Source organism: Variovorax sp. UC74_104 (assembly GCF_044055375.1).
Classification (GTDB): domain Bacteria; phylum Pseudomonadota; class Gammaproteobacteria; order Burkholderiales; family Burkholderiaceae_C; genus Variovorax.
The window spans coordinates 4899708-4920447 of sequence record NZ_CP171978.1; the positions used below are offsets into that span (position 1 = coordinate 4899708).

General features: G+C 65.2%; 22 protein-coding genes. 9 read left to right on the plus strand and 13 right to left on the minus strand.

Annotation, left to right across the window (positions count from 1 at the left end; translation table 11 throughout):
- Positions 1–13 precede the first annotated feature (13 nt).
- From thrC to ACHMXA_RS23040, 4 genes are read right to left on the minus strand one after another with little or no spacing between them, the layout of a single operon-like run.
- Entirely contained in the window at positions 14–1429 is a 1416-nt protein-coding gene (gene thrC, locus ACHMXA_RS23025; RefSeq protein WP_395316430.1) for a threonine synthase, read from the minus strand.
- Positions 1426–2748: a homoserine dehydrogenase gene (locus tag ACHMXA_RS23030; protein WP_395316431.1), complete on the minus strand. Its 1323-nt coding sequence runs from the start codon at positions 2746–2748 to the stop codon at positions 1426–1428. The genes thrC and ACHMXA_RS23030 overlap by 4 nt, the downstream gene beginning before the upstream one ends.
- A gap of 23 nt (positions 2749–2771) precedes the next feature.
- The gene (locus ACHMXA_RS23035; RefSeq protein WP_395316432.1) at positions 2772–3821 is read right to left on the minus strand and encodes a DUF1176 domain-containing protein; all 1050 of its coding nucleotides are present in this window, start codon (positions 3819–3821) and stop codon (positions 2772–2774) included.
- Positions 3818–5050: a pyridoxal phosphate-dependent aminotransferase gene (locus tag ACHMXA_RS23040; RefSeq protein WP_176666980.1), complete on the minus strand. Its 1233-nt coding sequence runs from the start codon at positions 5048–5050 to the stop codon at positions 3818–3820. The genes ACHMXA_RS23035 and ACHMXA_RS23040 overlap by 4 nt, the downstream gene beginning before the upstream one ends.
- Positions 5051–5161: 111 nt before the next feature.
- On the opposite strand from ACHMXA_RS23040, the gene ACHMXA_RS23045 reads away from it, so the two are divergent.
- The 7 genes from ACHMXA_RS23045 (at position 5162) to ACHMXA_RS23075 (ending at position 10441) form a co-directional block, all read left to right on the plus strand.
- The gene (locus ACHMXA_RS23045) at positions 5162–5545 is read left to right on the plus strand and encodes an Mth938-like domain-containing protein (protein WP_176666981.1); all 384 of its coding nucleotides are present in this window, start codon (positions 5162–5164) and stop codon (positions 5543–5545) included.
- 149 nt (positions 5546–5694) lie between these two features.
- Positions 5695–6171 (plus strand): peroxiredoxin, encoded by a 477-nt coding sequence (locus tag ACHMXA_RS23050; RefSeq protein ID WP_019655927.1) that lies wholly within the window; start codon positions 5695–5697, stop codon positions 6169–6171.
- 211 nt (positions 6172–6382) lie between these two features.
- Positions 6383–8161, plus strand: coding sequence for a PhoH family protein (locus tag ACHMXA_RS23055; protein ID WP_176666982.1), 1779 nt, complete (start codon positions 6383–6385; stop codon positions 8159–8161).
- A 156-nt stretch (positions 8162–8317) separates the two neighbouring features.
- Entirely contained in the window at positions 8318–8689 is a 372-nt protein-coding gene (locus tag ACHMXA_RS23060; protein ID WP_176666983.1) for a VOC family protein, read from the plus strand.
- A gap of 6 nt (positions 8690–8695) precedes the next feature.
- Positions 8696–9145, plus strand: a complete 450-nt coding sequence (locus ACHMXA_RS23065) for an EVE domain-containing protein (protein ID WP_395316433.1) — start codon at positions 8696–8698, stop codon at positions 9143–9145.
- Positions 9146–9159: 14 nt separating this feature from the next.
- Entirely contained in the window at positions 9160–9609 is a 450-nt protein-coding gene (locus ACHMXA_RS23070) for a GyrI-like domain-containing protein (protein ID WP_395316434.1), read from the plus strand.
- Between the two features lie 67 nt (positions 9610–9676).
- Positions 9677–10441, plus strand: coding sequence for a helix-turn-helix transcriptional regulator (locus ACHMXA_RS23075; RefSeq protein ID WP_395316435.1), 765 nt, complete (start codon positions 9677–9679; stop codon positions 10439–10441).
- A 31-nt stretch (positions 10442–10472) separates the two neighbouring features.
- Here the strand turns inward: ACHMXA_RS23075 and dnaB are convergent, their stop codons facing one another.
- The 7 genes from dnaB to ppsA all read right to left on the minus strand — a co-directional run bounded on the left by dnaB (position 10473) and on the right by ppsA (position 16629).
- Entirely contained in the window at positions 10473–11879 is a 1407-nt protein-coding gene (dnaB, locus tag ACHMXA_RS23080; protein ID WP_176666987.1) for a replicative DNA helicase, read from the minus strand.
- Between the two features lie 179 nt (positions 11880–12058).
- The gene (gene rplI, locus ACHMXA_RS23085) at positions 12059–12511 is read right to left on the minus strand and encodes a 50S ribosomal protein L9 (RefSeq protein WP_258353962.1); all 453 of its coding nucleotides are present in this window, start codon (positions 12509–12511) and stop codon (positions 12059–12061) included.
- A 12-nt stretch (positions 12512–12523) separates the two neighbouring features.
- Entirely contained in the window at positions 12524–12805 is a 282-nt protein-coding gene (rpsR, locus tag ACHMXA_RS23090; RefSeq protein ID WP_007830781.1) for a 30S ribosomal protein S18, read from the minus strand.
- 21 nt (positions 12806–12826) lie between these two features.
- Positions 12827–13141, minus strand: a complete 315-nt coding sequence (gene priB, locus ACHMXA_RS23095) for a primosomal replication protein N (protein ID WP_126025882.1) — start codon at positions 13139–13141, stop codon at positions 12827–12829.
- Positions 13142–13145: 4 nt separating this feature from the next.
- Positions 13146–13520, minus strand: a complete 375-nt coding sequence (rpsF, locus tag ACHMXA_RS23100) for a 30S ribosomal protein S6 (protein WP_019655917.1) — start codon at positions 13518–13520, stop codon at positions 13146–13148.
- A 115-nt stretch (positions 13521–13635) separates the two neighbouring features.
- A complete protein-coding gene (locus ACHMXA_RS23105) occupies positions 13636–14094 on the minus strand; it encodes a hypothetical protein (RefSeq protein ID WP_395316436.1) in 459 nt (152 codons plus the stop codon).
- 141 nt (positions 14095–14235) lie between these two features.
- Positions 14236–16629 (minus strand): phosphoenolpyruvate synthase, encoded by a 2394-nt coding sequence (ppsA, locus tag ACHMXA_RS23110; protein WP_395316437.1) that lies wholly within the window; start codon positions 16627–16629, stop codon positions 14236–14238.
- 183 nt (positions 16630–16812) lie between these two features.
- Here ppsA and ACHMXA_RS23115 point away from each other — a divergent pair, with 183 nt between their 5' ends.
- Positions 16813–17634, plus strand: a complete 822-nt coding sequence (locus ACHMXA_RS23115) for a pyruvate, water dikinase regulatory protein (protein WP_093203586.1) — start codon at positions 16813–16815, stop codon at positions 17632–17634.
- Positions 17635–17705: 71 nt separating this feature from the next.
- Here the strand turns inward: ACHMXA_RS23115 and ahpF are convergent, their stop codons facing one another.
- Both ahpF and ahpC read right to left on the minus strand, forming a co-directional pair.
- On the minus strand, positions 17706–19262 hold the full coding sequence (gene ahpF / locus ACHMXA_RS23120) for an alkyl hydroperoxide reductase subunit F (RefSeq protein WP_395316438.1): 1557 nt from the start codon (positions 19260–19262) through the stop codon (positions 17706–17708).
- A gap of 91 nt (positions 19263–19353) precedes the next feature.
- Positions 19354–19917 carry an alkyl hydroperoxide reductase subunit C gene (ahpC, locus tag ACHMXA_RS23125; protein ID WP_377414537.1) on the minus strand — a complete coding sequence of 188 codons (564 nt, stop codon included), beginning with the start codon at positions 19915–19917 and terminating at the stop codon, positions 19354–19356.
- 261 nt (positions 19918–20178) lie between these two features.
- Here ahpC and bfr point away from each other — a divergent pair, with 261 nt between their 5' ends.
- On the plus strand, positions 20179–20655 hold the full coding sequence (gene bfr, locus ACHMXA_RS23130; protein ID WP_081270476.1) for a bacterioferritin: 477 nt from the start codon (positions 20179–20181) through the stop codon (positions 20653–20655).
- Positions 20656–20740: the final 85 nt, after the last annotated feature.

Consider the following 20740-nt stretch of genomic DNA (forward strand, 5'->3'; position numbering starts at 1 on the left):
GCCTCGCCCTTGGCTAATCACAGTGCTCGGCGATGTACGCCTTGACGGCTTCCGCGTCGGCCGGCAGCTTGACGACGCGCTTGGGCAGCGCCTCGATGCCCTCGAACTTCTTCGGACGCGCAGGCTCCTCGCCCAGCGCCTCGACCAGCGTGGCCGCGAACTTGATGGGCAGCGCGGTCTCGAGCACCACCATCGGCACGCCGGGGGTGAGCTGCTCGCGCGCGGCCTTGAGGCCGTCGGCGGTGTGCGGATCGACCAAGGTCGCGAAGCGCTTGTCGGTGTCGCGGATGGTGGCCAGGCGGTCGGCGTGCGTGCTGCGGCCGCTGCGGAAGCCGAAGCGCGCGGCGGCCTGCGCGAATGCGGGATCGGCGCTCAGGTCGAAGCTGCCGTTCAAGCCCAGGTCGTCCACGAAGAGCTTGTGCAGCTTCGCAGAGTCGCGCCCGACCAGGTCGAACACGAAGCGCTCGAAGTTGCTGGCCTTGCTGATGTCCATCGACGGGCTGGAGGTCTCGTGCGTGTCGACCGCGCCGCGCACGCGGTACACGCCGGTGCGAAAGAACTCGTCGAGCACGTCGTTCTCGTTGGTGGCGACCACCAGCGTGTGGATCGGCAGGCCCATCATGCGCGCCACGTGGCCCGCGCAGACGTTGCCGAAGTTGCCCGAGGGCACGGTGAAGCTCACCGGCTTGTCGTTGCCCGCCGTGGCCTGGAAGTAGCCCGCGAAGTAATAGACGACCTGCGCCAGCAGCCGCGCCCAGTTGATCGAGTTGACCGTGCCGATGCGGTACTTGCGCTTGAAGGCCAGGTCGTTCGACACGGCCTTGACGATGTCCTGGCAGTCGTCGAACACGCCGGTGATGGCGATGTTGTGGATGTTCGCGTCCTGCAGGCTGAACATCTGCGCCTGCTGGAACGGGCTCATGCGGCCGTCGGGCGAGGTCATGAAGACGCGCACGCCCTTCTTGCCGCGCATGGCGTACTCGGCCGCGCTGCCGGTGTCGCCGCTGGTGGCGCCCAGGATGTTGAGCTCGGCGCCGCGGCGGGCCAGTTCGTACTCGAACAGGTTGCCCAGCAGCTGCATCGCCATGTCCTTAAAGGCCAGCGTGGGGCCGTTGGACAGGGCTTCGAGGTACACGCCGTCTTCCAGCTCGCGCAGCGGCACGATCTCGTCGGTGCCGAACACTTCGGCCGTGTAGGTCTTCGCGCAGATCGCCTTCAGGTCGGCCGGCGGAATGTCGTCGATGTAGAGCGAGAGGATCTCGAAGGCCAGCTCGGCGTATGGCAGCTTGCGCCACTTCGCGAGCGTGGCGGTGTCGATCCGCGGATATTGCTCGGGCAGGTAGAGGCCGCCGTCGGGCGCGAGGCCTTCGAGCAGGATTTCGCAGAAGCGCTTGCGGTCGGGGTGGCCGCGGGTGCTCAGGTAATTCACTTCAACTCTTCCTTGCGGATGCGCACGATCGGCTCCAGCACGGTCGGCAGCGCCTGCAGCTCGGCCAGCACGCCGTCAACCGTGCCCTCGCGCGCGTCGTGCGTGAGGATGATCAGGTCGGTCTGCGTGGAGCCCTCGCCGCCGACTTCGTCGGCTTCGCGCTGCAGCACGGCGTCGATGCTGATGCCGGCGGTGGCCAGCAGGCCCGTGACCTTGGCGAGCACGCCGGCCTGGTCGGCCACGCGCAGGCGCAGGTAGTAGCTGGTGACGACTTCCGACATCGGCAGCACCTGCAGGTCGCTCAGCGCGTCGGGGTGGAAGGCCAGGTGCGGCACGCGGTGCGCGGCATCGGCCGTGTGCAGGCGGGTGATGTCGACCAGGTCGGCGATCACCGCGCTGGCGGTGGGCTCGCTGCCGGCGCCCTTGCCGTAGTAGAGCGTGGTGCCCACGGCGTCGCCGTGCACCACCACCGCGTTCATCGCGCCTTCGACATTCGCCAGCAGGCGCTTCGACGGCACCAGCGAGGGATGCACGCGCAGCTCGATGCCCTTGGCCGTGCGCTTGGTGACGCCCAAGAGCTTGATGCGGTAGCCGAGCTGCTCGGCGTACCTGATGTCCTGCGCGGCCAGCTTGGTGATGCCCTCGATATGGGCCTTGTCGAACTGCACCGGAATGCCGAAGGCCAGCGCGCTCATCAGCGTGACCTTGTGGCCGGCGTCCACGCCTTCGATGTCGAAGGTCGGGTCGGCTTCGGCGTAGCCCAGGCGCTGCGCTTCCTTGAGCACGGTCGCGAAGTCCAGGCCCTTGTCGCGCATCTCGGACAGGATGAAGTTGGTGGTGCCGTTGATGATGCCGGCCAGCCACTGGATGCTGTTGGCCGTGAGGCCTTCGCGCAGCGCCTTGATGATCGGGATGCCACCGGCCACCGCGGCCTCGAAGGCCACCATCACGCCCCTGGCGTGCGCGGCCGCGAAGATCTCGGTGCCATGCACCGCCAGCAGCGCCTTGTTGGCCGTGACCACGTGCTTGCCGGCCGCGATGGCCTCCAGCACGAGCTGCTTCGCGATGCCGTAGCCGCCGATGAGCTCGATGACGATGTCGATCTCGGGGTTGGCGATGACTTCGCGCGCATCGCTGACCACCTTCACGCCCTCGCCTGCCACTTCGCGGGCGCGGGCGGTGTCGAGGTCGGCGACCATCGTGATCTCGATGCCGCGGCCGGCGCGGCGCTTGATTTCTTCCTGGTTGCGCTTGAGCACCTTGAAGGTGCCGCTGCCGACCGTGCCTGCGCCGAGCAGGCCTACTTGGATGGGTTTCATTGGGAGAGTCGCACTCATGGCGTTCAGGGTTTGGATGGGGTGGCGGCCGGCTCGGAGAGCTTCACCTGCGAGACATAGCGCTGCAGGCTCCATGCGCCGCCGGGGAAGCCGCGGCACATGCCGTCGTAGGTGTGGCCGGTGAGAACGAAGCCCTTGCCATCGAAATGCCAGGTCTGGCTCGACCAGCAGTCGCCGATGCCGCGGCCCTTCATGGAGGAAGTGACGCTGGCGCTTTTCTCGTCGAAGTCGCCGTTGGCCTCGATGGCGACGGGCGCATAGGGCGGCTTGTCGTTGGCGATCCAGAGCACGCTGGTGTAGTTGTAGGCGCCCATGCCGCAGCCGAAGGACAGCAGCACCTTGCGCTCGGTCAGGCGCGAGACGTTCAGCGACTTGGCGTTGAACTCGTCGTGGTTGTTGCAATCGTCCGCGGACGGATCCGACTTCAGCGACGGGAAGATGCGCGCAGCCAGCGCGTCGTCGCCCGGACGGGCCTTCGGCGGCAGGACCGCGTTCACGACAGGTGCCTGCACCGGCGGCAGCACCGAGGATTCGGGCTTGTTGCCGCGGCGCACGAGCGCGCCCGGCGTGCCGACGCGGCCCTGGACCTCGTCCATCTTCAGCAGCACGGCGTTGAGGCCGGCGAGCGAGAGAACCCACTTGTGCCCGCCGCTGTCCGTGACCGTGGCGTCGTCGCCCTTGAGCAGCTCAGGCAGCACAGTGCGGATCTGGCCCTGATCGAGGCTGGCGGCGCCGTCCTTGAGGCCCGACAGGGTGGCCTTGCCGACCTTGAAACGCATCGAGCCCTTGGGCTCCTCCTGCCCGCCGGTCTGCAGGTCGATCTCGATGGCTGTGCCGGGCCCCGCATGGCGGGTGATGAGCATCGACACCGGCTCCAAGGCGCTCCCGCTCTCCACCTGGTAGCCGGCGGCACGGCAGGTGCGTGTGTTGTCGCAGGCCAGTTCCCAGTCGTTGTGCGAGAACGAGACGCCATCCTTGCCAGCAGTTCCTGCTGCGGCTGCGGAAAACGCGGCGAACGACAGCGCCGCGGCGGCAGCGATGCGGGCAGAGTTCATTGGCGCGACTTGCGGCGCAAGCGGTACTGCTCCAGGAACTTCGCGATGCGGTTGATGGCCTCGCGCAGGTCGTCCTCATGGGGCAGGAACACGATGCGGAAGTGGTCGGGCGTGGCCCAGTTGAAGCCGGTGCCCTGCACCAGCATCACGCGGGTTTCCTTCAGCAGCTCGAGGAAGAACTGGCGGTCGTCCTCGACCGGATAGACCTCCGGATCGAGCTTGGGGAACATGTACAGCGCGGCGGTCGGCTTGACGCAGCTCACGCCCGGGATGGCGGTGATCAGTTCGTAGGCCAGGTCGCGCTGGCGGCGCAGGCGGCCGCCCTCGCACACGAGGTCGTTGATGCTCTGGTAGCCGCCCAGCGCCGTCTGGATGGCCCACTGGCCCGGCACGTTGGCGCACAGGCGCATGTTCGAGAGCATGTTCAGGCCCTCGATGTAGTCCTGCGCGCTGCGCTTGTCCCCCGACACCACGAGCCAGCCGGCGCGGTAGCCGCACGAGCGATAGCTCTTGGAGAGCGAATTGAAGGTGAGCGTGAGCACGTCGGTCGACAGGCTGGCAATGGCGGTGTGCTTCGCACCGTCGTAGAGCACCTTGTCGTAGACCTCGTCGGCGAAGATCACCAGGCCGTGCTCGCGCGCGATGCCGACGATGCTCTTGAGCAGTTCGTCGGAATACAGCGCGCCGGTCGGATTGTTGGGGTTGATGACCACGATGCCCTTGGTGCGCGGCGTGATCTTGGCGCGGATGTCGTCGAGGTTGGGCATCCAGCCGTTGGCCTCGTCGCACAGGTAGTGCACCGGGGTGCCGCCCGAGAGGCTCGTGGACGCGGTCCACAGCGGATAGTCGGGGGCCGGCAGCAGCAGCTCGTCGCCGTCGTTGAGCAGCGCGTTGGTGGACATGGCGATCAGCTCGCTGGCGCCGTTGCCGAGGTAGATGTCGTCGAGGGTGACGCCCGCAATGCCCTGCTTCTGCGTCTCGTGCATCACCGCCTTGCGTGCCGCGAAGACGCCCTTGCTGTCCGAATAGCCCGCCGAGGTGGGCAGGTTGCGGATCATGTCCTGCTGGATTTCCTCGGGAGCATCGAAACCGAACACGGCCAGGTTGCCGATGTTGAGCTTGATGATCTTCTGGCCGTCCTCTTCCATCTGCTTGGCCGCGTCCATGATGGGACCGCGGATGTCGTAGAGAACGTTGGCCAGCTTGGCCGATTTCTTGAGCTGCTTCAAAGGGGCCCTCCCGGGCGCGGGGTTAGGTTTGCTTACGCGGAATCAAAGGCCCTTGCGAGCCCCGTGGCACTAGGGAAAACCTATAATTTGACCACAGTTCCCAGTGCCCAGATGAAGCTCCAGCCTGACAAATCCGACGCTCAATCGCTCACCGCACACGGCCCCGGCTGGGTGGCGATCAACAACGAAAAAGTCGAGGGCAGCGTAGTGGTTGGCTCGCGCGGCGAGCGCTTCGAGTGGAATTGTTCGAGTTTCGACCAGATCGGCGCCGAACATTTCGCGCAATTGGCGGGCCTGGGCGCCGAATTGATCATTTTCGGCAGCGGAAACCGCATCCGCTTTCCCCAGCCCGTCTGGCTGAAGCCGCTGATGGCCCAACGCACCGGCGTGGAGACCATGGACACCGCGGCAGCCTGCCGGACCTACAACATCCTCGCCGGAGAAGGCCGGCACGTGATCGCCGCCCTGCTGGTAGAGAGCCCCGCGGGTGGCTGATGGGGGTGTTTTCGGGGTAAAATACCGGGTTGCGAACAGGCCGGCTACCCCAAAGTTAGCAACGACCAATCCTCCATTCCTTGAGCAAGCCCTGGGCGAAATAGGGCGAGAGGGCTCAGGAGCGGAATCTAACGGAGAAAACAAGTTTCATGGCGATCGTTGTCAACAAACCCATTCCTGAATTCGACGCCAACGCCACGGGCGGCATCAAGGTCTCGAACACCTCGCATCTCGGCCACGTGCTGGTCATGTATTTTTACCCGAAAGATAACACTCCGGGCTGCACCACCGAAGCGATGCAGTTCCGCGATCGTTACAAGGACTTCGAAAAGGCCGGCGCCACCGTTTTCGGCGTGTCGCGCGACAACATGAAGTCGCACGACGAATTCAAGGCCAAGCTCGAGCTGCCCTTCGAACTCATCGCCGACACCGAAGAGAAGATGTGCCACATGTTCGGCGTGGTGAAGAACAAGATCATGTACGGCAAGAAGGTCAAGGGCATCGAGCGCAGCACCTTCCTGATCGGCGCCGACGGCATCCTGAAGGCCGAGTGGCGCGGGCTCAAGGTCCCCGGCCATGTCGACGACGTGCTCAAGGCCGTCAAGGCACTCAAGAAGGCCGCCTGAGCGCCTCCCGGCAAGCCGGTCGTGCGCTTTTCCGCTTCCGCGTGGGAATTGCCCAACGCGGTGCGTAAAGAGCTCCCGGCGCGTCATCCGCGGTGTGCATAATGGCCTCATGCCGTTGAGCTCCACGACCGCATCCTCCGAACAAAGCCGCCTTGGTCTTCAGGCGGCTTTTTCGTTTTCTGGTTCCTACTTTCTGCGAGCGATCTGACACATGCCACTGCCCCCCGCACCCACGAAACGCGCTGCACTGCTCTCGCCGGACGCACTCGACGCGCCCGCCCGGTCCTCGCACCGCGGCTCGCGACGCTCCGGCGATTCGCGCGCCGACGAAGCCGTGGCGCGCAGTCCGCAACCCCTGGAGCTGTTCGACAGCCTCGGCGCCGAAGCTGCCGGCGGCGGCGAGGCCGTGCGCCCGGCGCGCCGGACCAAATCGTCGAAATCCACGCCCGCACCCGTGAGCGCACCGCAACCGCAGGCGCTCGTGCAGGTCGAAACCAAGGTGCCGGCCATCGAGCCCGCCCCGGCTCCCGTGGCAATGCCGCAGCCCGCGGCGCGTGCCAAGCGCAGCAAGTCGTCCGGCCCGGCCAAGCTGTTCGTGCTCGACACCAACGTGCTGCTGCACGACCCGATGTGCCTGTTCCGCTTCGAGGAACATGACATCTTCCTGCCGATGATCGTGCTGGAGGAGCTCGACGGCCACAAGAAGGGCACCACCGAAGTCGCCCGCAACGGCCGCCAGACCAGCCGCACGCTCGACGCGCTGGCCGCTGCCCAGGGCGCGGACATCGACAAGGGCCTGAAGCTCGACACCACCGGCCACCGCGAGGCCGGCGGCCGCCTGTTCTTCCAGACCGCCCCGCTCGACTATTCGCTGCCCGTCAGCCTGCCGCAGGGCAAGGCCGACAACCAGATCCTCGGCGTGGTGCACGCGCTGCGCGACGAGTACGCCAAGGACCGCCCCGGCCGGCCGAAGCAGGAAGTGGTGCTGGTGTCGAAGGACATCAACATGCGCGTCAAGGCGCGGGCACTGGGCCTGGCCGCCGACGACTACCAGAACGACAAGACGCTGGAAGACGGCGACCTGCTCTACGCGGGTTCGCTCGCCCTGCCCGCCGATTTCTGGACCCGCCAGAGCAAGACCATCGAGAGCTGGCAGAGCGGCAGCAACACCTTCTACCGGATCACCGGCCCGCTGGTGCCCAACCTGTTCATCAACCAGTTCGTGTACTTCGAGGCTCCCGGCGAGCCGAGCATGTACGCGCGCGTCACCGAGATCCGCGACAAGACCGCGGTGCTCAAGACGCTGAAGGACTACAGCTCGGGCAAGAACGCCGTGTGGGGCGTGAACACGCGCAACCGCGAGCAGAACTTCGCGATGAACCTGCTGATGGACCCCGAGATCGACTTCGTCACGCTGACCGGCACCGCCGGCACCGGCAAGACCCTGATGGCGCTGGCGTCCGGCCTGACCCAGGTCCTGGACGACCGCCGCTACACCGAGATCATCATGACCCGCGCCACCGTGAGCGTGGGCGAGGACATCGGCTTCCTGCCCGGCACCGAAGAGGAAAAGATGGGCCCCTGGATGGGCGCGCTCGACGACAACCTCGAGTTCCTGGCCAAGGGCGACGGCGGCGGTGCCGGCGAATGGGGCCGCGCGGCCACCAACGAGCTGATCCGCAGCCGCATCAAGGTCAAGAGCATGAACTTCATGCGCGGGCGCACCTTCCTCAACAAGTACGTGATCATCGACGAGGCGCAGAACCTCACGCCCAAGCAGATGAAGACGCTGATCACCCGCGCCGGCCCCGGCACGAAGATCATCTGCATGGGCAACCTGGCACAGATCGACACGCCGTACCTCACGGAAGGCTCCTCGGGCCTGACCTTCGCGGTCGACAAGTTCAAGGGCTGGCCGCACGGCGGGCACATCACGCTGGCGCGCGGCGAACGCTCGCGCCTGGCCGACTTCGCGAGCGACGTGCTCTGATTCACGGGGCACGGCCCCATGCGAGCCCGCGCATGCTCTTTCGAGCAGCGCGGGCTTTTTTCATCCGCGGGTGACAGGCTACTGACAACACGCTGTCAGTAGGCCGGCAGCACCATCCGGGCTCCTTCCAACGCAACGAAAGAAAGAGAGCTCCGAATGCAAAACGCCATCACCTGGTTCGAGATCCCGGTCGTCGACATCGACCGCGCCCAGGCCTTCTACGAGACCGTGCTCGCCCGCAAGCTGCGCCGCGAGGACTTTGGCGGCGAGACGCTGGCCATCTTCCCGCACGACAAGCCCGCCACCGGCGGTGCACTGCAAGCCGGCGCCAATGCCAGCGCGCGCGCCGGCACGGGCATCCGCATCTACCTCGACTGCAACCCGAGCATCGACGCCGTGCTCGCGCGCGTCGAGGCGGCCGGCGGACAGATCGTGGCGCCCAAGTCCGCTCTGCCGCCCGGCCTGGGTTTCATCGCCCACCTGCGCGACACAGAGGGCAACGAAGTCGGCCTGCATTCGCTGGAGTGACTCGCGATGGCGCAACGCAACTGGATCGCAGTGGCCAGCGCCGAGCATGCACGGCGCGGCCGCGACAACCGGCCGCTCGGCTTCATGCAGGTCGGCCACGGCAAGCATGCGCCGCTCAAGCGGCTGTCAACGGGCGACCGCGTCGCCTACTATTCGCCGGCCACGGTGTTCGGCGGCACGGACAAGCTGCAGAGCTTCGTGTCGATCGGCATCGTGCAGCCGGGCGAGCCCTACGAGTTCGACATGGGCAACGGCTTCGTGCCGTGGCGGCGCGACGTGGCCTACGCCGCCGGGCACGAGGCGCCGATTGCCCCGCTGATCGAGCGCCTCGCCTTCATCGAGAACCCCAGGCAATGGGGCTACAAGTTCCGCTTCGGCATGTTCGACGTCGGCGACGACGACATGAAACTGATCGCACAGGCCATGAAGGCCGACCTGAAGACACTATCGCTTTGAGGAGAAGAAAACACATGGAACCAGTTCGCCGACGCCAGGATGCGTTCCGCGTCTCGGGCCTCACCATCCGCACCACCAACCGCGAGGAGCGCGACCCTGCCACGGCTCGCCTCGGCCAGTTGTGGAACCGATTCTTCGGCGAGGAAACCTATGCGTCGACGCCGCATCGCACCGCCGACACGCGCATCTTCGGCGTCTACTCGGCCTACGAATCGGACAAGGATGGCGCGTTCGACGTGACGGCGGGCGTCGCCGTGTCGGGGGGCGAGAACAGCCTCGCCGTGGAAGCCGGCGACTACCTCGTCTTCAACGGCGAGGGGCAGATGCCGCAGATGGTGATCGCCACGTGGGAGCGCATCTGGCAGTATTTCGAGGCGCACCCGGAGATCGCACGCCGCTATCGCAGCGACTTCGAGGCCTACGAAGGGCCGGACAAGGTAGCGATCCACATCGGAGTTTCATGAGCATCAGCCCCAAGAGCCGGCGCGCCCCGCCGGCACGCCGCCATCGCCCGCTCGCCGGGGCCTGCTGATGCGCCGCGCCGATCGCCTCTTCCAGCTCGTGCAGCTCATCCGCGGGCGCCGGTTGACCACGGCCGCGTTCCTCGCGCAGCGCCTGGAGGTGTCGGAGCGCACGGTCTACCGCGACATCGCGGACCTGCAGCACCAGGGCGTACCCATCGAGGGCGAAGCCGGCGTTGGCTACAGGCTCGGCGCGGGCTTCGAGCTGCCGCCGTTGATGTTCACGCAGGACGAGGCCGCGGCACTCGTGGCTGCAGCCCGGCTCGCGCAGAGCTGGGTCGATCCGGCGCTGGCGCGGGACATCGAGACGGGGCTGGGCAAGATCCTGTCGGTGCTGCCGCCCGGGGCGCGGGTGTCGGCCGAAGCGCTCGCGCTCTATGCGCCCGGGCTGGGCCTGGACGACACCCTGCGCGCGCGGCTGCAGACGCTGCGCGAGGCGACGCAGTCGCACAACAAGCTGCGGCTGCACTACCGCGATGTGTCGGGCGATGCCAGCGAGCGCACGGTGCGTCCGCTGGGCTGCTTCTACTGGGGCAAGGTCTGGACGCTGTCGACCTGGTGCGAGCTGCGCGACGACTTCCGGGGCTTCCGCCTCGACCGCATGGACGCGATCGAAGTGCTGCCCGATCGCTTTCGCGACGAGCCGGGCAAGACGCTGGCCGACCTGTTGCGGCAGGTCAACGCCGAGACGGCACACGGCAAGGTGGTGCCGCAGAAGCCGGGCACCCCGCCGCCCTGGAACAGCGGCGGCGGCAAGAGCGGCAACGCGGGCTGACGGCCTTCTTTAGCGCCTCGGCGCCGCCGCTTCAATAGTCGTCGTTGTTGCTGTAGCCGGCCAGATTCTCGAACTTGGTGAGCGGCTTCAGGAAGCCGAGCTTGACGGTGCCGGTCGGGCCGTTACGGTGCTTGCTGATGATCACCTCGGCCACGCCCGGCTCCTTCGACTCCTTGTTGTAGTAGTCATCGCGGTAGATGAACATGATGATGTCGGCGTCCTGCTCGATGGCGCCGGATTCGCGCAGGTCGCTCATCATGGGGCGCTTGTCGGTGCGGCTTTCCACGCCGCGGCTGAGCTGAGACAGCGCGATCACCGGGCACTTCAGTTCCTTGGCGAGCATCTTCAGGCCACGCGAGATTTCGCCCACGGCCGTCGCGCGGTTCTCGTCGCCCGAGCTGCTGGTCGACATGAGCTGCAGGTAGTCGACCACGATCAGGCCCAGCCGCCCGTACTGGCGCGCCAGGCGGCGCGCGTTGGCGCGCAATTCGCTGGTGGAAAGGCCCGGCGTCTCGTCGATGTGCAGCGACACGGTGCGCAGCTTCTCGATGGCTTCGGTAAGCCGCGGCCACTCCTCGTCGGTGAGCTTGCCGGTGCGCAGGTGGCCCTGGTCGATGCGGCCGATGGAGCCCACGATACGCACCGCCAGCTGCGCCGCGCCCATTTCCATGGAGAACACGGCCACCGGCAGGCCTTCGTCGAGCGCAACGTGCTCGGCGATGTTGATCGCGAGCGAGGTCTTGCCCATCGAGGGGCGCGCGGCCAGCACGATCATGTCGCCCGGCTGCAGGCCCGAAGTCATCTTGTCGAAGTCGTTGAAGCCGGTGCGAACGCCCGTGATGTCGTTCGGGTTCTCGGCCATCTCCGTCACGCGGTCGAGCAGGTCGACCACCAGGGCATCCATGCTCTGGAAGCCCTGCTTCATCCGCGTGCCTTCCTCGCCGATGTTGAAGATCTTCTGCTCGGCCTCGTCGAGGATCTTGTCGACCGGCTTGCCCTGCGGATTGAAGGCGTTGGTCGCGATCTCGTCGCTGGCGGAAACCAGCTTGCGAAGAATGGAACGCTCGCGAACGATCTCGGCGTAGCGGCGGATGTTGCTCGCGCTGGGCACGTACTGCGCGAGCGAGTTCAGGTAGACCAGCCCGCCGATTTCGTCGGCCTTGCCGAGGTTCTGCAACTGCTCGTAGACAGTGATCACGTCGGCCGGCTTGCTGGCGTTGATCAGCCCGCCGATGGCTGCGTAGATCAGCTTGTGCTCGTGGCGGTAGAAGTCGCCGTCGACCAGCAGGTCTCCCATGCGGTCCCAGGCGCCATTGTCGAGCAGCAGGCCGCCGAGCACGCTCGATTCGGCCTCGATGGAATGAGGCGGAATGCGCAGTTGAGCGACTTGGCGATCGGCCGACGGGTCATTGTCGGCATAGGAAAAAACGGCGGACATGGACTTCCCTTGCAACCCTGCATGCTAAGCCGCGCAGGTCGATGCGAGTGTGGACAAGGTTGTGAATAAACGGTGATCTTCCAGTGCAATCGGCTGGAAAAGACGGGACAACCTCGGTTCGGAAAAAGAAAAGCCGCCCGAAGGCGGCTTTTGCGCAGCGCACGAGGCGCTGTGGACGATCAGGCGGTTTCGCCGTAGACCGTCACGGTGATGTCGACCACCACGTCGGTGTGCAGGGCCACGCTCACGGTGCTGTCGCCGACGACCTTGATCGGACCGTTGGGCAGGCGCACTTGCGACTTGGCAACCTTGTAGCCTTGCTTGCCCAGCTCTTCGGCGATGTCGCCGTTGGTGACCGAGCCGAACAGGCGGCCGTCGACGCCGGCCTTTTGCGTCAGCTTGATGGTCGTGCCACCGAGCTTTTCGCCTTGAGCTTGCGACTCGGCCAGCTTGGCGGCCGCAGCCTTCTCGAGTTCGGCGCGCTTGGCTTCGAATTCGGCCTTGTTGGCGGCGGTGGCACGGCGTGCGCGGCCCGTCGGGATCAGGAAGTTGCGTGCGTAGCCGTCCTTGACCTTGACGATGTCGCCCAGGGCGCCGACGTTGACAACCTTGTCCAGAAGAATGATTTGCATGGTGTCGACTCCTTAGACGCGGTGCTGGTCGCTGTACGGCACCATGGCCAGGAAGCGCGCGCGCTTGATGGCGGTGTTCAGCTGGCGCTGGTAGATCGCGCGCGTGCCGGTCAGGCGTGCGGGGATGATCTTGCCGTTTTCGCTGATGAAGTCACGCAGCGTGTCGATGTCCTTGTAGTCGATTTCCTCGACGCCAGCGACGGTGAAGCGGCAGAAGCGCTTGCGCTTGAACAGCAGCGACTGGGTGTTGCGCTTCGGGCGCTTGTCTTTGTTGAATTTCTTGAACGTGGCCATTTCGGGACCTCTTGTCGAAAATTAATCTTGCTGAAAATCCTGGATGTGCAGGACCGGATGCTTGCCGTTGCCCGGTGTCGCGAGGAAGCCCTGAAAACGCCAGAGACTTCCCATCGACTGTCTTGCGAGCCGTTCGGCGATGGCGCCGAAGGCAACGGCCTTGAGGGCCGTCTTCACCTGCCGGGGCTTTCCTGCCTCCTGGAGCGTCGACTCGTGTTCGAGCTTCAGGTCTAGGGCGGGCAAGCCGGCTGGCGTGAATCGCAGGTTTCCGAGTTCGGCAACGGAGGCGGTCAGCAGAAGCTGGTTGACCCCGGTTGCCGCAGCGGCGGCAGTCACGCCATCAGTTGTTGTTGGCGGCGTACTCGGCCTGCTGGGCCTTGCGGGCCTCTTCGCGCTCGACCGTCTTCATCATCGACGAAGGACCGGTTTCGGCCTTCTTCTTCTGGACGGTCAGGTGACGCAGCACGGCGTCGTTGAACTTGAACGCGTGTTCCAGTTCACCCATCACGGTCTGCTCAGCTTCGATGTTGACGCACAGGTAGTGGGCCTTGTTGAGCTTGTTGATCTGGTAGGCCAGCTGACGGCGGCCCCAGTCTTCGACGCGGTGGACCTTGCCGCCGCCGGCCGTGATCAGGCCCTTGTAGCGCTCCAGCATGGCCGGAACTTGTTCGCTCTGATCCGGGTGGATCAGCAAAATGATTTCGTAGTGACGCATGGCACTCCTTGTGGATTCTTCCGAGGAAGAGGAAAAGCCACCTGCAGCGTCGGGCGCAGTGTGGCAAGGCAAAGCCGGCGATTATAGCCCTCTCCGGGCCGATCCGACAAGAGACTCAGTCGTTCAGCGCCTTGTCGAGCGCGGCGGCCTTCTCGGCCCCGACGGCTGCGCGGATCTTCGGCGCCAGCGCCAGCAGGTCGTCGTAGCCCGTGGCGGCCTCCACCTGCAGGTTGAGCCGGAAGCCCTTCAGGCCCAGGCTGCCGGTCAGCTGGGTGGCGATGGGGTAGGCATCCTTGTAGCGCTGCTGCTTGCTGCGGCCCGAAGAACCCTGGGCAGGCGCTGCGGCCGCCGTGGACGCCGCAGAAGGCGGCGCGCTTCCCGCCGCCGGCTCCAGCAATCCCAGCCCGACCATCTGGTCGATGTCTTCGCGGACGATGCCCATGCCGGCCGCCAGCACGTCATCGACCGAGCGCTTGCCGTCGAACAAGATGAACGCCGAGCGCTGGCGCGGCGACAGCGGGACCGAGCGGTCTTTCAGTGCCTGGTGGCCGGTTTCCGTCTTGACGAGGATCATGGTGTTCTTCCCTTCCGGGATACGCCCGTGAGTCCCGCCAGTCTGGCATCAAATACGCAATTTGTTTCAATCACCGGCCCAGGTCGCGGGAATCCCCCCATGGGGATTTCCGCAATCCGGAGCTTCGGCCTTCGCCCCGGCTCAGCGCTTGGCGAGCTGCTGCCAGGTGTCGATCACGCTGTCGGGGTTCAGCGAGATCGATTCGATGCCCTGCTCCGCCAGCCACAGCGCGAAGTCGGGATGGTCGCTGGGGCCCTGGCCGCAGATGCCGACGTACTTGCCCTGCGACTTGCAGGCCTTGATGGCGCGGCTAAGCATGGCCTTGACGGCCGGGTCGCGCTCGTCGAAGTCGGCGGCCAGCAGCTCCAGGCCGGAGTCACGGTCCAGGCCCAGCGTGAGCTGGGTCAGGTCGTTCGAGCCGATCGAGAAGCCGTCGAAGTACTGCAGGAACTCGTCGGCCAGCACGGCGTTGCTCGGCACCTCGCACATCATGATCAGCTTGAGCTCGTTGCCGCCGCGCTTCAAGCCGTGCTCGGCCAGCAGGCCGGTCACGCGCTCGGCTTGGCCGAGGGTGCGCACGAAGGGCACCATGATCTGCACGTTGGTCAGGCCCATGTCGTTGCGCACGCGCTTGAGCGCCTCGCATTCCATGGCGAAGGCTTCCCCGAAGTCGGCGCTCAGGTAGCGCGCGGCGCCGCGGAAGCCCAGCATCGGGTTCTCTTCCTCGGGCTCGTAGCGGCTGCCGCCGATCAGCTTGCGGTACTCGTTCGACTTGAAGTCCGACAGGCGCACGATCACCTTCTTCGGCCAGAAGGCCGCGGCGATGGTCGCGATGCCCTCTGCCACCTTGTCGACGTAGAAGGCGCGCGGCGAGGCGTGGCCGCGGGCCACCGACTCGACCGCCTTCTTCAGGTCGTTGTCGACGTTCGGGTAGTCGAGGATCGCCTTCGGGTGCACGCCGATGTTGTTGTTGATGATGAACTCCAGGCGGGCGAGGCCCACGCCGTGGTTCGGCAGCTGCGCGAAGTCGAAGGCGAGCTGGGGGTTGCCCACGTTCATCATCAGCTGGATGTCGATCTCGGGCATCACGCCGCGCTGCACCTCGGTCACCTCGGTCTCGAGCAGGCCGTCGTAGATGAAGCCGGTGTCGCCCTCGGCGCAGCTCACCGTGACCAGCGTGCCGTCCTTCAGCAGGTCGGTGGCGTCGCCACAGCCGACCACCGCCGGAATGCCCAGCTCGCGCGCGATGATGGCCGCGTGGCAGGTGCGTCCGCCGCGGTTGGTGACGATGGCCGAGGCACGCTTCATCACCGGTTCCCAGTTGGGGTCGGTCATGTCGGTGACGAGCACGTCGCCGGCCTGCACCTGGTCCATCTCGCTGATGCTGTGCACGAGCCGCACGGGGCCGGTGCCGATCTTCTGGCCGATGGCGCGGCCTTCGGCCAGCACGGCGCCCTTGCCCAGAAGCTTGTAGCGCTGCTCGGCCTTGCCCTGCTGCTGGCTCTTCACCGTCTCGGGACGCGCCTGCAGGATGTAGAGCTGGCCGTCGGTGCCGTCCTTGCCCCACTCGATGTCCATCGGGCGGCCGTAGTGCTCCTCGATCACCAGGGCGTACTTGGCGAGCTGCTCGACCTCGGCGTCGGTCAGCGAATAGCGGTTGCGCTGCTCGGCCTTGACGTCGGTGGTCTTCACCAGCTTGCCGGTCGCCTTCTTTTCCTCGGGCGTGGCGAACTCCATCTGGATCAGCTTGGAGCCGAGGTTGCGGCGGATGACGGCCTTCTTGCCGGCCTTCAGGGTCGGCTTGTGCACGTAGAACTCGTCGGGGTTCACGGCGCCCTGCACCACCGTCTCGCCCAGGCCGTAGCTGGAGGTGATGAAGACCACGTCCTCGAAGCCCGATTCGGTGTCGATGGTGAACATCACGCCGGCGGCGCCGAGGTCGGAACGCACCATGCGCTGCACGCCGGCCGACAGCGCGACCACGTCGTGCTCGAAGCCCTTGTGAACGCGGTAGCTGATGGCGCGGTCGTTGTAGAGGGAGGCGAACACCTCCTTCATCTTGTGCAGCACGTCGTCGATGCCGACCACGTTCAGGAAGGTTTCCTGCTGGCCTGCGAAGGAGGCGTCGGGCAGGTCTTCGGCGGTGGCGGACGAACGCACGGCGAACGATGCCGACGGATTGCCGGCGCTCAGCGTGGCGAAAGCCTCGGTGATGGCCTTCTGCAGGTCGGCCGGGAAAGGCTGGGCCTCGACCATGCCGCGGATCTCCGCGCCGGCGGCGGCCAGCGCGCGAACGTCGTCGACGTTCAGCGCAGCAAGGCGCTTGCTGATCTTGTCGGCCAGGCCATCGTGGGCCAGGAACTGGCGGAACGCGTGGGCCGTGGTCGCGAAACCGGTGGGCACCCGCACGCCTTGCGGCAGCTGCGAGATCATTTCGCCGAGGCTGGCGTTCTTGCCGCCAACCGCCTCGACGTCGGTCATTCTCAGGTTTTCAAACGGTACGACCAGGGCGGTCGCGTCGAAAAGTGCAGACATGGGAAAGCTCCAGAAGTTGAAACCTGTGCCGCATGCAGACGGCGCGGCACGATCGTTCTCGTTGCTTTGGGTGCGGGCGCGGTGTGCATGGAGAGAATTGGGTTGGGAAAGCGGATTCCCGATAATGGCCCTGATTGTAGGCGGGGCAAGGTTGTCCGCGCCGCAGGACAAGGCCGCATGACCATGCATTCACGTACTGTTTTCTTTGTTTCAGACGGCACCGGCATCACCGCTGAGACCTTCGGCAATGCCGTTCTCGCCCAGTTCGAGATGAAGCCCCGCCACGTGCGGCTGCCGTTCACCGACACGGTCGACAAGGCCCACCAGGCGGTGAGGCAAATAAACCACACCGCCGAAATCGAGGGCGTACGCCCCATCGTCTTCACCACGCTGGCCAACATGGACGTGCTGGAGGTGATCGAGACCGGCTGCAAGGGCATGCTGCTGGACATGTTCGGCACCTTCGTGCGCCCCCTCGAGATCGAGCTGGCCATGAAGTCGAACCACCGCATCGGCCGCTTCAGCGACGTCAGCAAGAGCAAGGAATACAACGACCGCATCGCCGCGATCGACTTCAGCCTGCAGCACGACGACGGCCAGAGCAACCGCGACCTGGAGGGCGCCGACGTGATCCTGGTCGGCGTGAGCCGCAGCGGCAAGACGCCGACTTCGCTCTATCTGGCGATGCAGCACGGCCTGAAGGCTGCCAACTACCCGCTCATTCCGGAAGATTTCGACCGCCGCCAGCTTCCGCCGGCCCTGATTCCGCATCGCAAGAAGATCTTCGGCCTGACCATCCAGCCCGAGCGGCTCAGTGAGATCCGCAACGAGCGCCGGCCCAATTCGCGCTACGCCAGCATCGAGAACTGCCGCCACGAAGTTGCCGAGGCCGAGGCAATGATGCGGCGCGCGGGCATCCGATGGCTCTCGACCACCACGAAGTCGATCGAAGAGATCGCCACCACGATCCTGCAGGAGCTGCGGCCCGAGCGCCTGGTCTATTGATACCGCTATCTTTTAAATAGCAAAAGCGCCCCACTGGGGCGCTTTTTTCGCTTTGCATCGCCGATGGCCGCTTACGCAGGCGCCGAGGTGCGGATCAGATGGTCGAACGCACCCAGTGCAGCCTTCGCGCCGTCGCCGGCCGCGATGATGATCTGCTTGAACGGCACCGTGGTCGCATCCCCCGCCGCGAACACGCCAGGCACCGAGGTCTGGCCGCGCGCGTCGACGATGATCTCGCCGTGCTTCGACAGCTCGACCGTGCCCTTGAGCCAGTCGGTGTTGGGTACCAGCCCGATCTGGATGAACACGCCCTCGAGCTCGACCTTCTTCGACTCGCCCGTCGCGCGGTCCTTGTAGACCAGGCCGTTGACCTTCTGGTCGCCGGTGATCTCGGTGGTCTGCGCGTTGGTGAACACATCGACGTTCTTCAGACTCCTGAGCTTGCGCTGCAGCACGGCGTCGGCGCGCAGCTGCGTGTCGAACTCGATCAGCGTGACGTGGCCGACGATGCCGGCCAAGTCGATGGCTGCCTCGACGCCCGAGTTGCCGCCGCCGATCACCGCGACGCGCTTACCCTTGAAGAGAGGACCGTCGCAGTGCGGGCAATAGGCCACGCCCTTGTTCTTGAACTCGTGCTCGCCGGGCACGTTGATGTTGCGCCAGCGCGCACCGGTCGAAATGATGACCGACTTGCTCTTGAGCGAGGCGCCGCTCTCGAGCTGCACTTCGATCAGCCCGTCGCCCGGCACCAGCGCCTTGGCGCGCTGCAGGTTCATGATGTCGACGTCGTAGTCGCGCACATGCTCCTCGAGCGCGTGGGCGAACTTCGGTCCTTCGGTTTCCTTGATCGAGATGAAGTTCTCGATGCCCATGGTGTCGAGCACCTGGCCGCCGAAACGCTCGGAGGCGACGCCGGTGCGGATGCCTTTGCGCGCCGCGTAGACGGCAGCCGCAGCGCCCGCGGGGCCGCCGCCGACGATCAGCACGTCGAACGGGTCCTTGCCGGCGATCTTCTTGGCTTCGCGCTCGACGCCGCTGTTGTCGATCTTGGCGAGGATTTCCTCCAGGCTCATGCGGCCCTGGCCGAACTCGGTGCCATTGAGGAACACGGTCGGCACGGCCATGATCTGGCGTTCCTTCACTTCTTCCTGGAAGGTGCCGCCTTCGATCATCGTGGTGCGGATGCGCGGGTTCTGCACGGCCATGAGGTTCAGGGCCTGGACCACGTCGGGGCAGTTGTGGCAGGTGAGCGAGACGTAGATCTCGAACTCGAAGTCGCCGTCGAGCGCCTTGATCTGGTCGAGCACGGCCTGCTCGACCTTCGGGGGATAGCCGCCGATCTGCAGCAGCGCGAGGATCAGCGACGTGAATTCATGGCCCATCGGCAGGCCGGCGAAGCGCGGGCCGTGGTTTTCGCTCGGGCGGTTGACCGAGAACGAGGGCTTGCGATGGTTGTCGTCGCGGCTTTCGGTCAGCCTGACCAGCGGCGACGATTCGGCGACGTCCTTCAGCAGCGACAGCATCTCGCCCGAGGCCTTGCTGTCGTCGAGCGAGGCGACGATCTCGATCGGCTGCGTGGCGCGCTCGAGGTAACTCTTCAATTGGGCTTTGGTGTTTGCGTCGAGCATGAGGGACTCTCTTTCGATAACGTAAAACTATCAACTGGGGCTGAAAAAGCCCGGGGGCCTATGAGCGCCCGGGCTTTCGCTCGGGTGACGCTTAGATCTTGCCGACGAGGTCCAGCGACGGAGCGATGGTCTTGTCGCCTTCATTCCACTTGGCCGGGCACACTTCGTTCGGGTGGGCGGCGGTGTAGACGGCTGCCTTCAGCTTGCGCAGCGTTTCCTTCACGTCGCGGGCGATTTCGTTCGAGTGCACTTCGGCGGTCTTGATGATGCCTTCGGGGTTGATCACGAAGGTGCCGCGCAGTGCCAGGCCTTCTTCGGGGATGTGCACGCCGAAAGCGTTGGTCAGCGTGTGGGTCGGATCGCCGACCAGGGGGAACTTGGCCTTGCCGACGGCCGGCGAGGTGTCGTGCCAGACCTTGTGCGAGAAGTGCGTGTCGGTGGTCACGATGTAGACCTCGGCGCCCAGCTTCTGGAACTCGGCGTAATGTTCGGCCGCGTCTTCGACTTCGGTCGGGCAGTTGAAGGTGAATGCCGCCGGCATGAAGATCAGCACGGACCATTTGCCCTTGAGCGTCTCGTCGGAAACGTCGATGAACTTGCCGTTGAGGTAGGCCTGGGTCTTGAAGGGCTGGACTTGGGTGTTGATCAGGGACATGTTGATTCCTTGGATGCTTCGGTTGGACAAAAGATGAGAGCGAGACATGAGTATAACTACCAATTCGACCAAATTAATAGCTATCACCTATTAAAAGCATTGGGTCTCGCTATGTTTTCGATGGCTTCGAAATGCGTTCGGCAACGCAGCAATACGAACGTGTATCACCATCACACGCATGCAGACCGACGCAGCATGGGTTTGCTTGCAAGCGCGTGTTTGGACCTCTGACAATCACCGCTTTTAGAACAAGGAAAAACCATGAAGGGCGACCCTAAAGTCATCGAACACCTGCAGGCGCAGCTCAAGAACGAGCTGACCGCGATCAACCAGTACTTCCTGCACTACCGCATGCTCAAGCACTGGGGCCTGGACAAGCTGGCGAAGAAGGAATACGAGGAATCGATCGGCGAGATGAAGCATGCCGACAAGCTCATGGACCGCATCTTCATGCTCGACGGCCTGCCCAACCTGCAGGACCTCGGCAAGCTGAACATCGGCGAAGACGTGCCAGAGCTGCTGCGCTGCGACCTCGGCGCCGAAACCGGCGCGCAGGCCACCATCAAGGACGGCATCGCGCATTGCGAATCGGTGCGCGACTATGTCTCGCGCGACCTGCTCCAGGAGATCCTGGACGACACCGAGGAGCACATCGACTTCCTCGAAACCCAGATCGACCTGATCGACAAGGTCGGCCTGCAGAACTACCTGCAGTCGCAGATGGGCGAGCTCGAATAAGGCGGGGCCTGCCTCTCCTCGATCGACGGGACTTCGGTCCCGTTTTTTATTGCTTTACGTAACTTCACCGCTCACGAATAACAGT

What these genes read in the sequence shown, in the direction of transcription:
- ppsA (WP_395316437.1), bottom strand. Translation starts at nt 16,629, where the DNA reads ATGTCTGCACTTTTCGACGCGACCGCCCTGGTCGTACCGTTTGAAAAC.
- ahpC (WP_377414537.1), bottom strand. Translation starts at nt 19,917, where the DNA reads ATGTCCCTGATCAACACCCAAGTCCAGCCCTTCAAGACCCAGGCCTAC.
- ACHMXA_RS23055 (WP_176666982.1), top strand. Translation starts at nt 6,383, where the DNA reads ATGCCACTGCCCCCCGCACCCACGAAACGCGCTGCACTGCTCTCGCCG.
- ACHMXA_RS23065 (WP_395316433.1), top strand. Translation starts at nt 8,696, where the DNA reads ATGGCGCAACGCAACTGGATCGCAGTGGCCAGCGCCGAGCATGCACGG.
- ACHMXA_RS23070 (WP_395316434.1), top strand. Translation starts at nt 9,160, where the DNA reads ATGGAACCAGTTCGCCGACGCCAGGATGCGTTCCGCGTCTCGGGCCTC.
- rpsR (WP_007830781.1), bottom strand. Translation starts at nt 12,805, where the DNA reads ATGGCCACGTTCAAGAAATTCAACAAAGACAAGCGCCCGAAGCGCAAC.
- rplI (WP_258353962.1), bottom strand. Translation starts at nt 12,511, where the DNA reads ATGCAAATCATTCTTCTGGACAAGGTTGTCAACGTCGGCGCCCTGGGC.
- ACHMXA_RS23030 (WP_395316431.1), bottom strand. Translation starts at nt 2,748, where the DNA reads ATGAAACCCATCCAAGTAGGCCTGCTCGGCGCAGGCACGGTCGGCAGC.
- ACHMXA_RS23075 (WP_395316435.1), top strand. Translation starts at nt 9,677, where the DNA reads ATGCGCCGCGCCGATCGCCTCTTCCAGCTCGTGCAGCTCATCCGCGGG.
- dnaB (WP_176666987.1), bottom strand. Translation starts at nt 11,879, where the DNA reads ATGTCCGCCGTTTTTTCCTATGCCGACAATGACCCGTCGGCCGATCGC.
- ACHMXA_RS23060 (WP_176666983.1), top strand. Translation starts at nt 8,318, where the DNA reads ATGCAAAACGCCATCACCTGGTTCGAGATCCCGGTCGTCGACATCGAC.
- rpsF (WP_019655917.1), bottom strand. Translation starts at nt 13,520, where the DNA reads ATGCGTCACTACGAAATCATTTTGCTGATCCACCCGGATCAGAGCGAA.
- ACHMXA_RS23115 (WP_093203586.1), top strand. Translation starts at nt 16,813, where the DNA reads ATGCATTCACGTACTGTTTTCTTTGTTTCAGACGGCACCGGCATCACC.
- ahpF (WP_395316438.1), bottom strand. Translation starts at nt 19,262, where the DNA reads ATGCTCGACGCAAACACCAAAGCCCAATTGAAGAGTTACCTCGAGCGC.
- bfr (WP_081270476.1), top strand. Translation starts at nt 20,179, where the DNA reads ATGAAGGGCGACCCTAAAGTCATCGAACACCTGCAGGCGCAGCTCAAG.
- ACHMXA_RS23050 (WP_019655927.1), top strand. Translation starts at nt 5,695, where the DNA reads ATGGCGATCGTTGTCAACAAACCCATTCCTGAATTCGACGCCAACGCC.
- ACHMXA_RS23035 (WP_395316432.1), bottom strand. Translation starts at nt 3,821, where the DNA reads ATGAACTCTGCCCGCATCGCTGCCGCCGCGGCGCTGTCGTTCGCCGCG.
- ACHMXA_RS23045 (WP_176666981.1), top strand. Translation starts at nt 5,162, where the DNA reads ATGAAGCTCCAGCCTGACAAATCCGACGCTCAATCGCTCACCGCACAC.
- ACHMXA_RS23105 (WP_395316436.1), bottom strand. Translation starts at nt 14,094, where the DNA reads ATGATCCTCGTCAAGACGGAAACCGGCCACCAGGCACTGAAAGACCGC.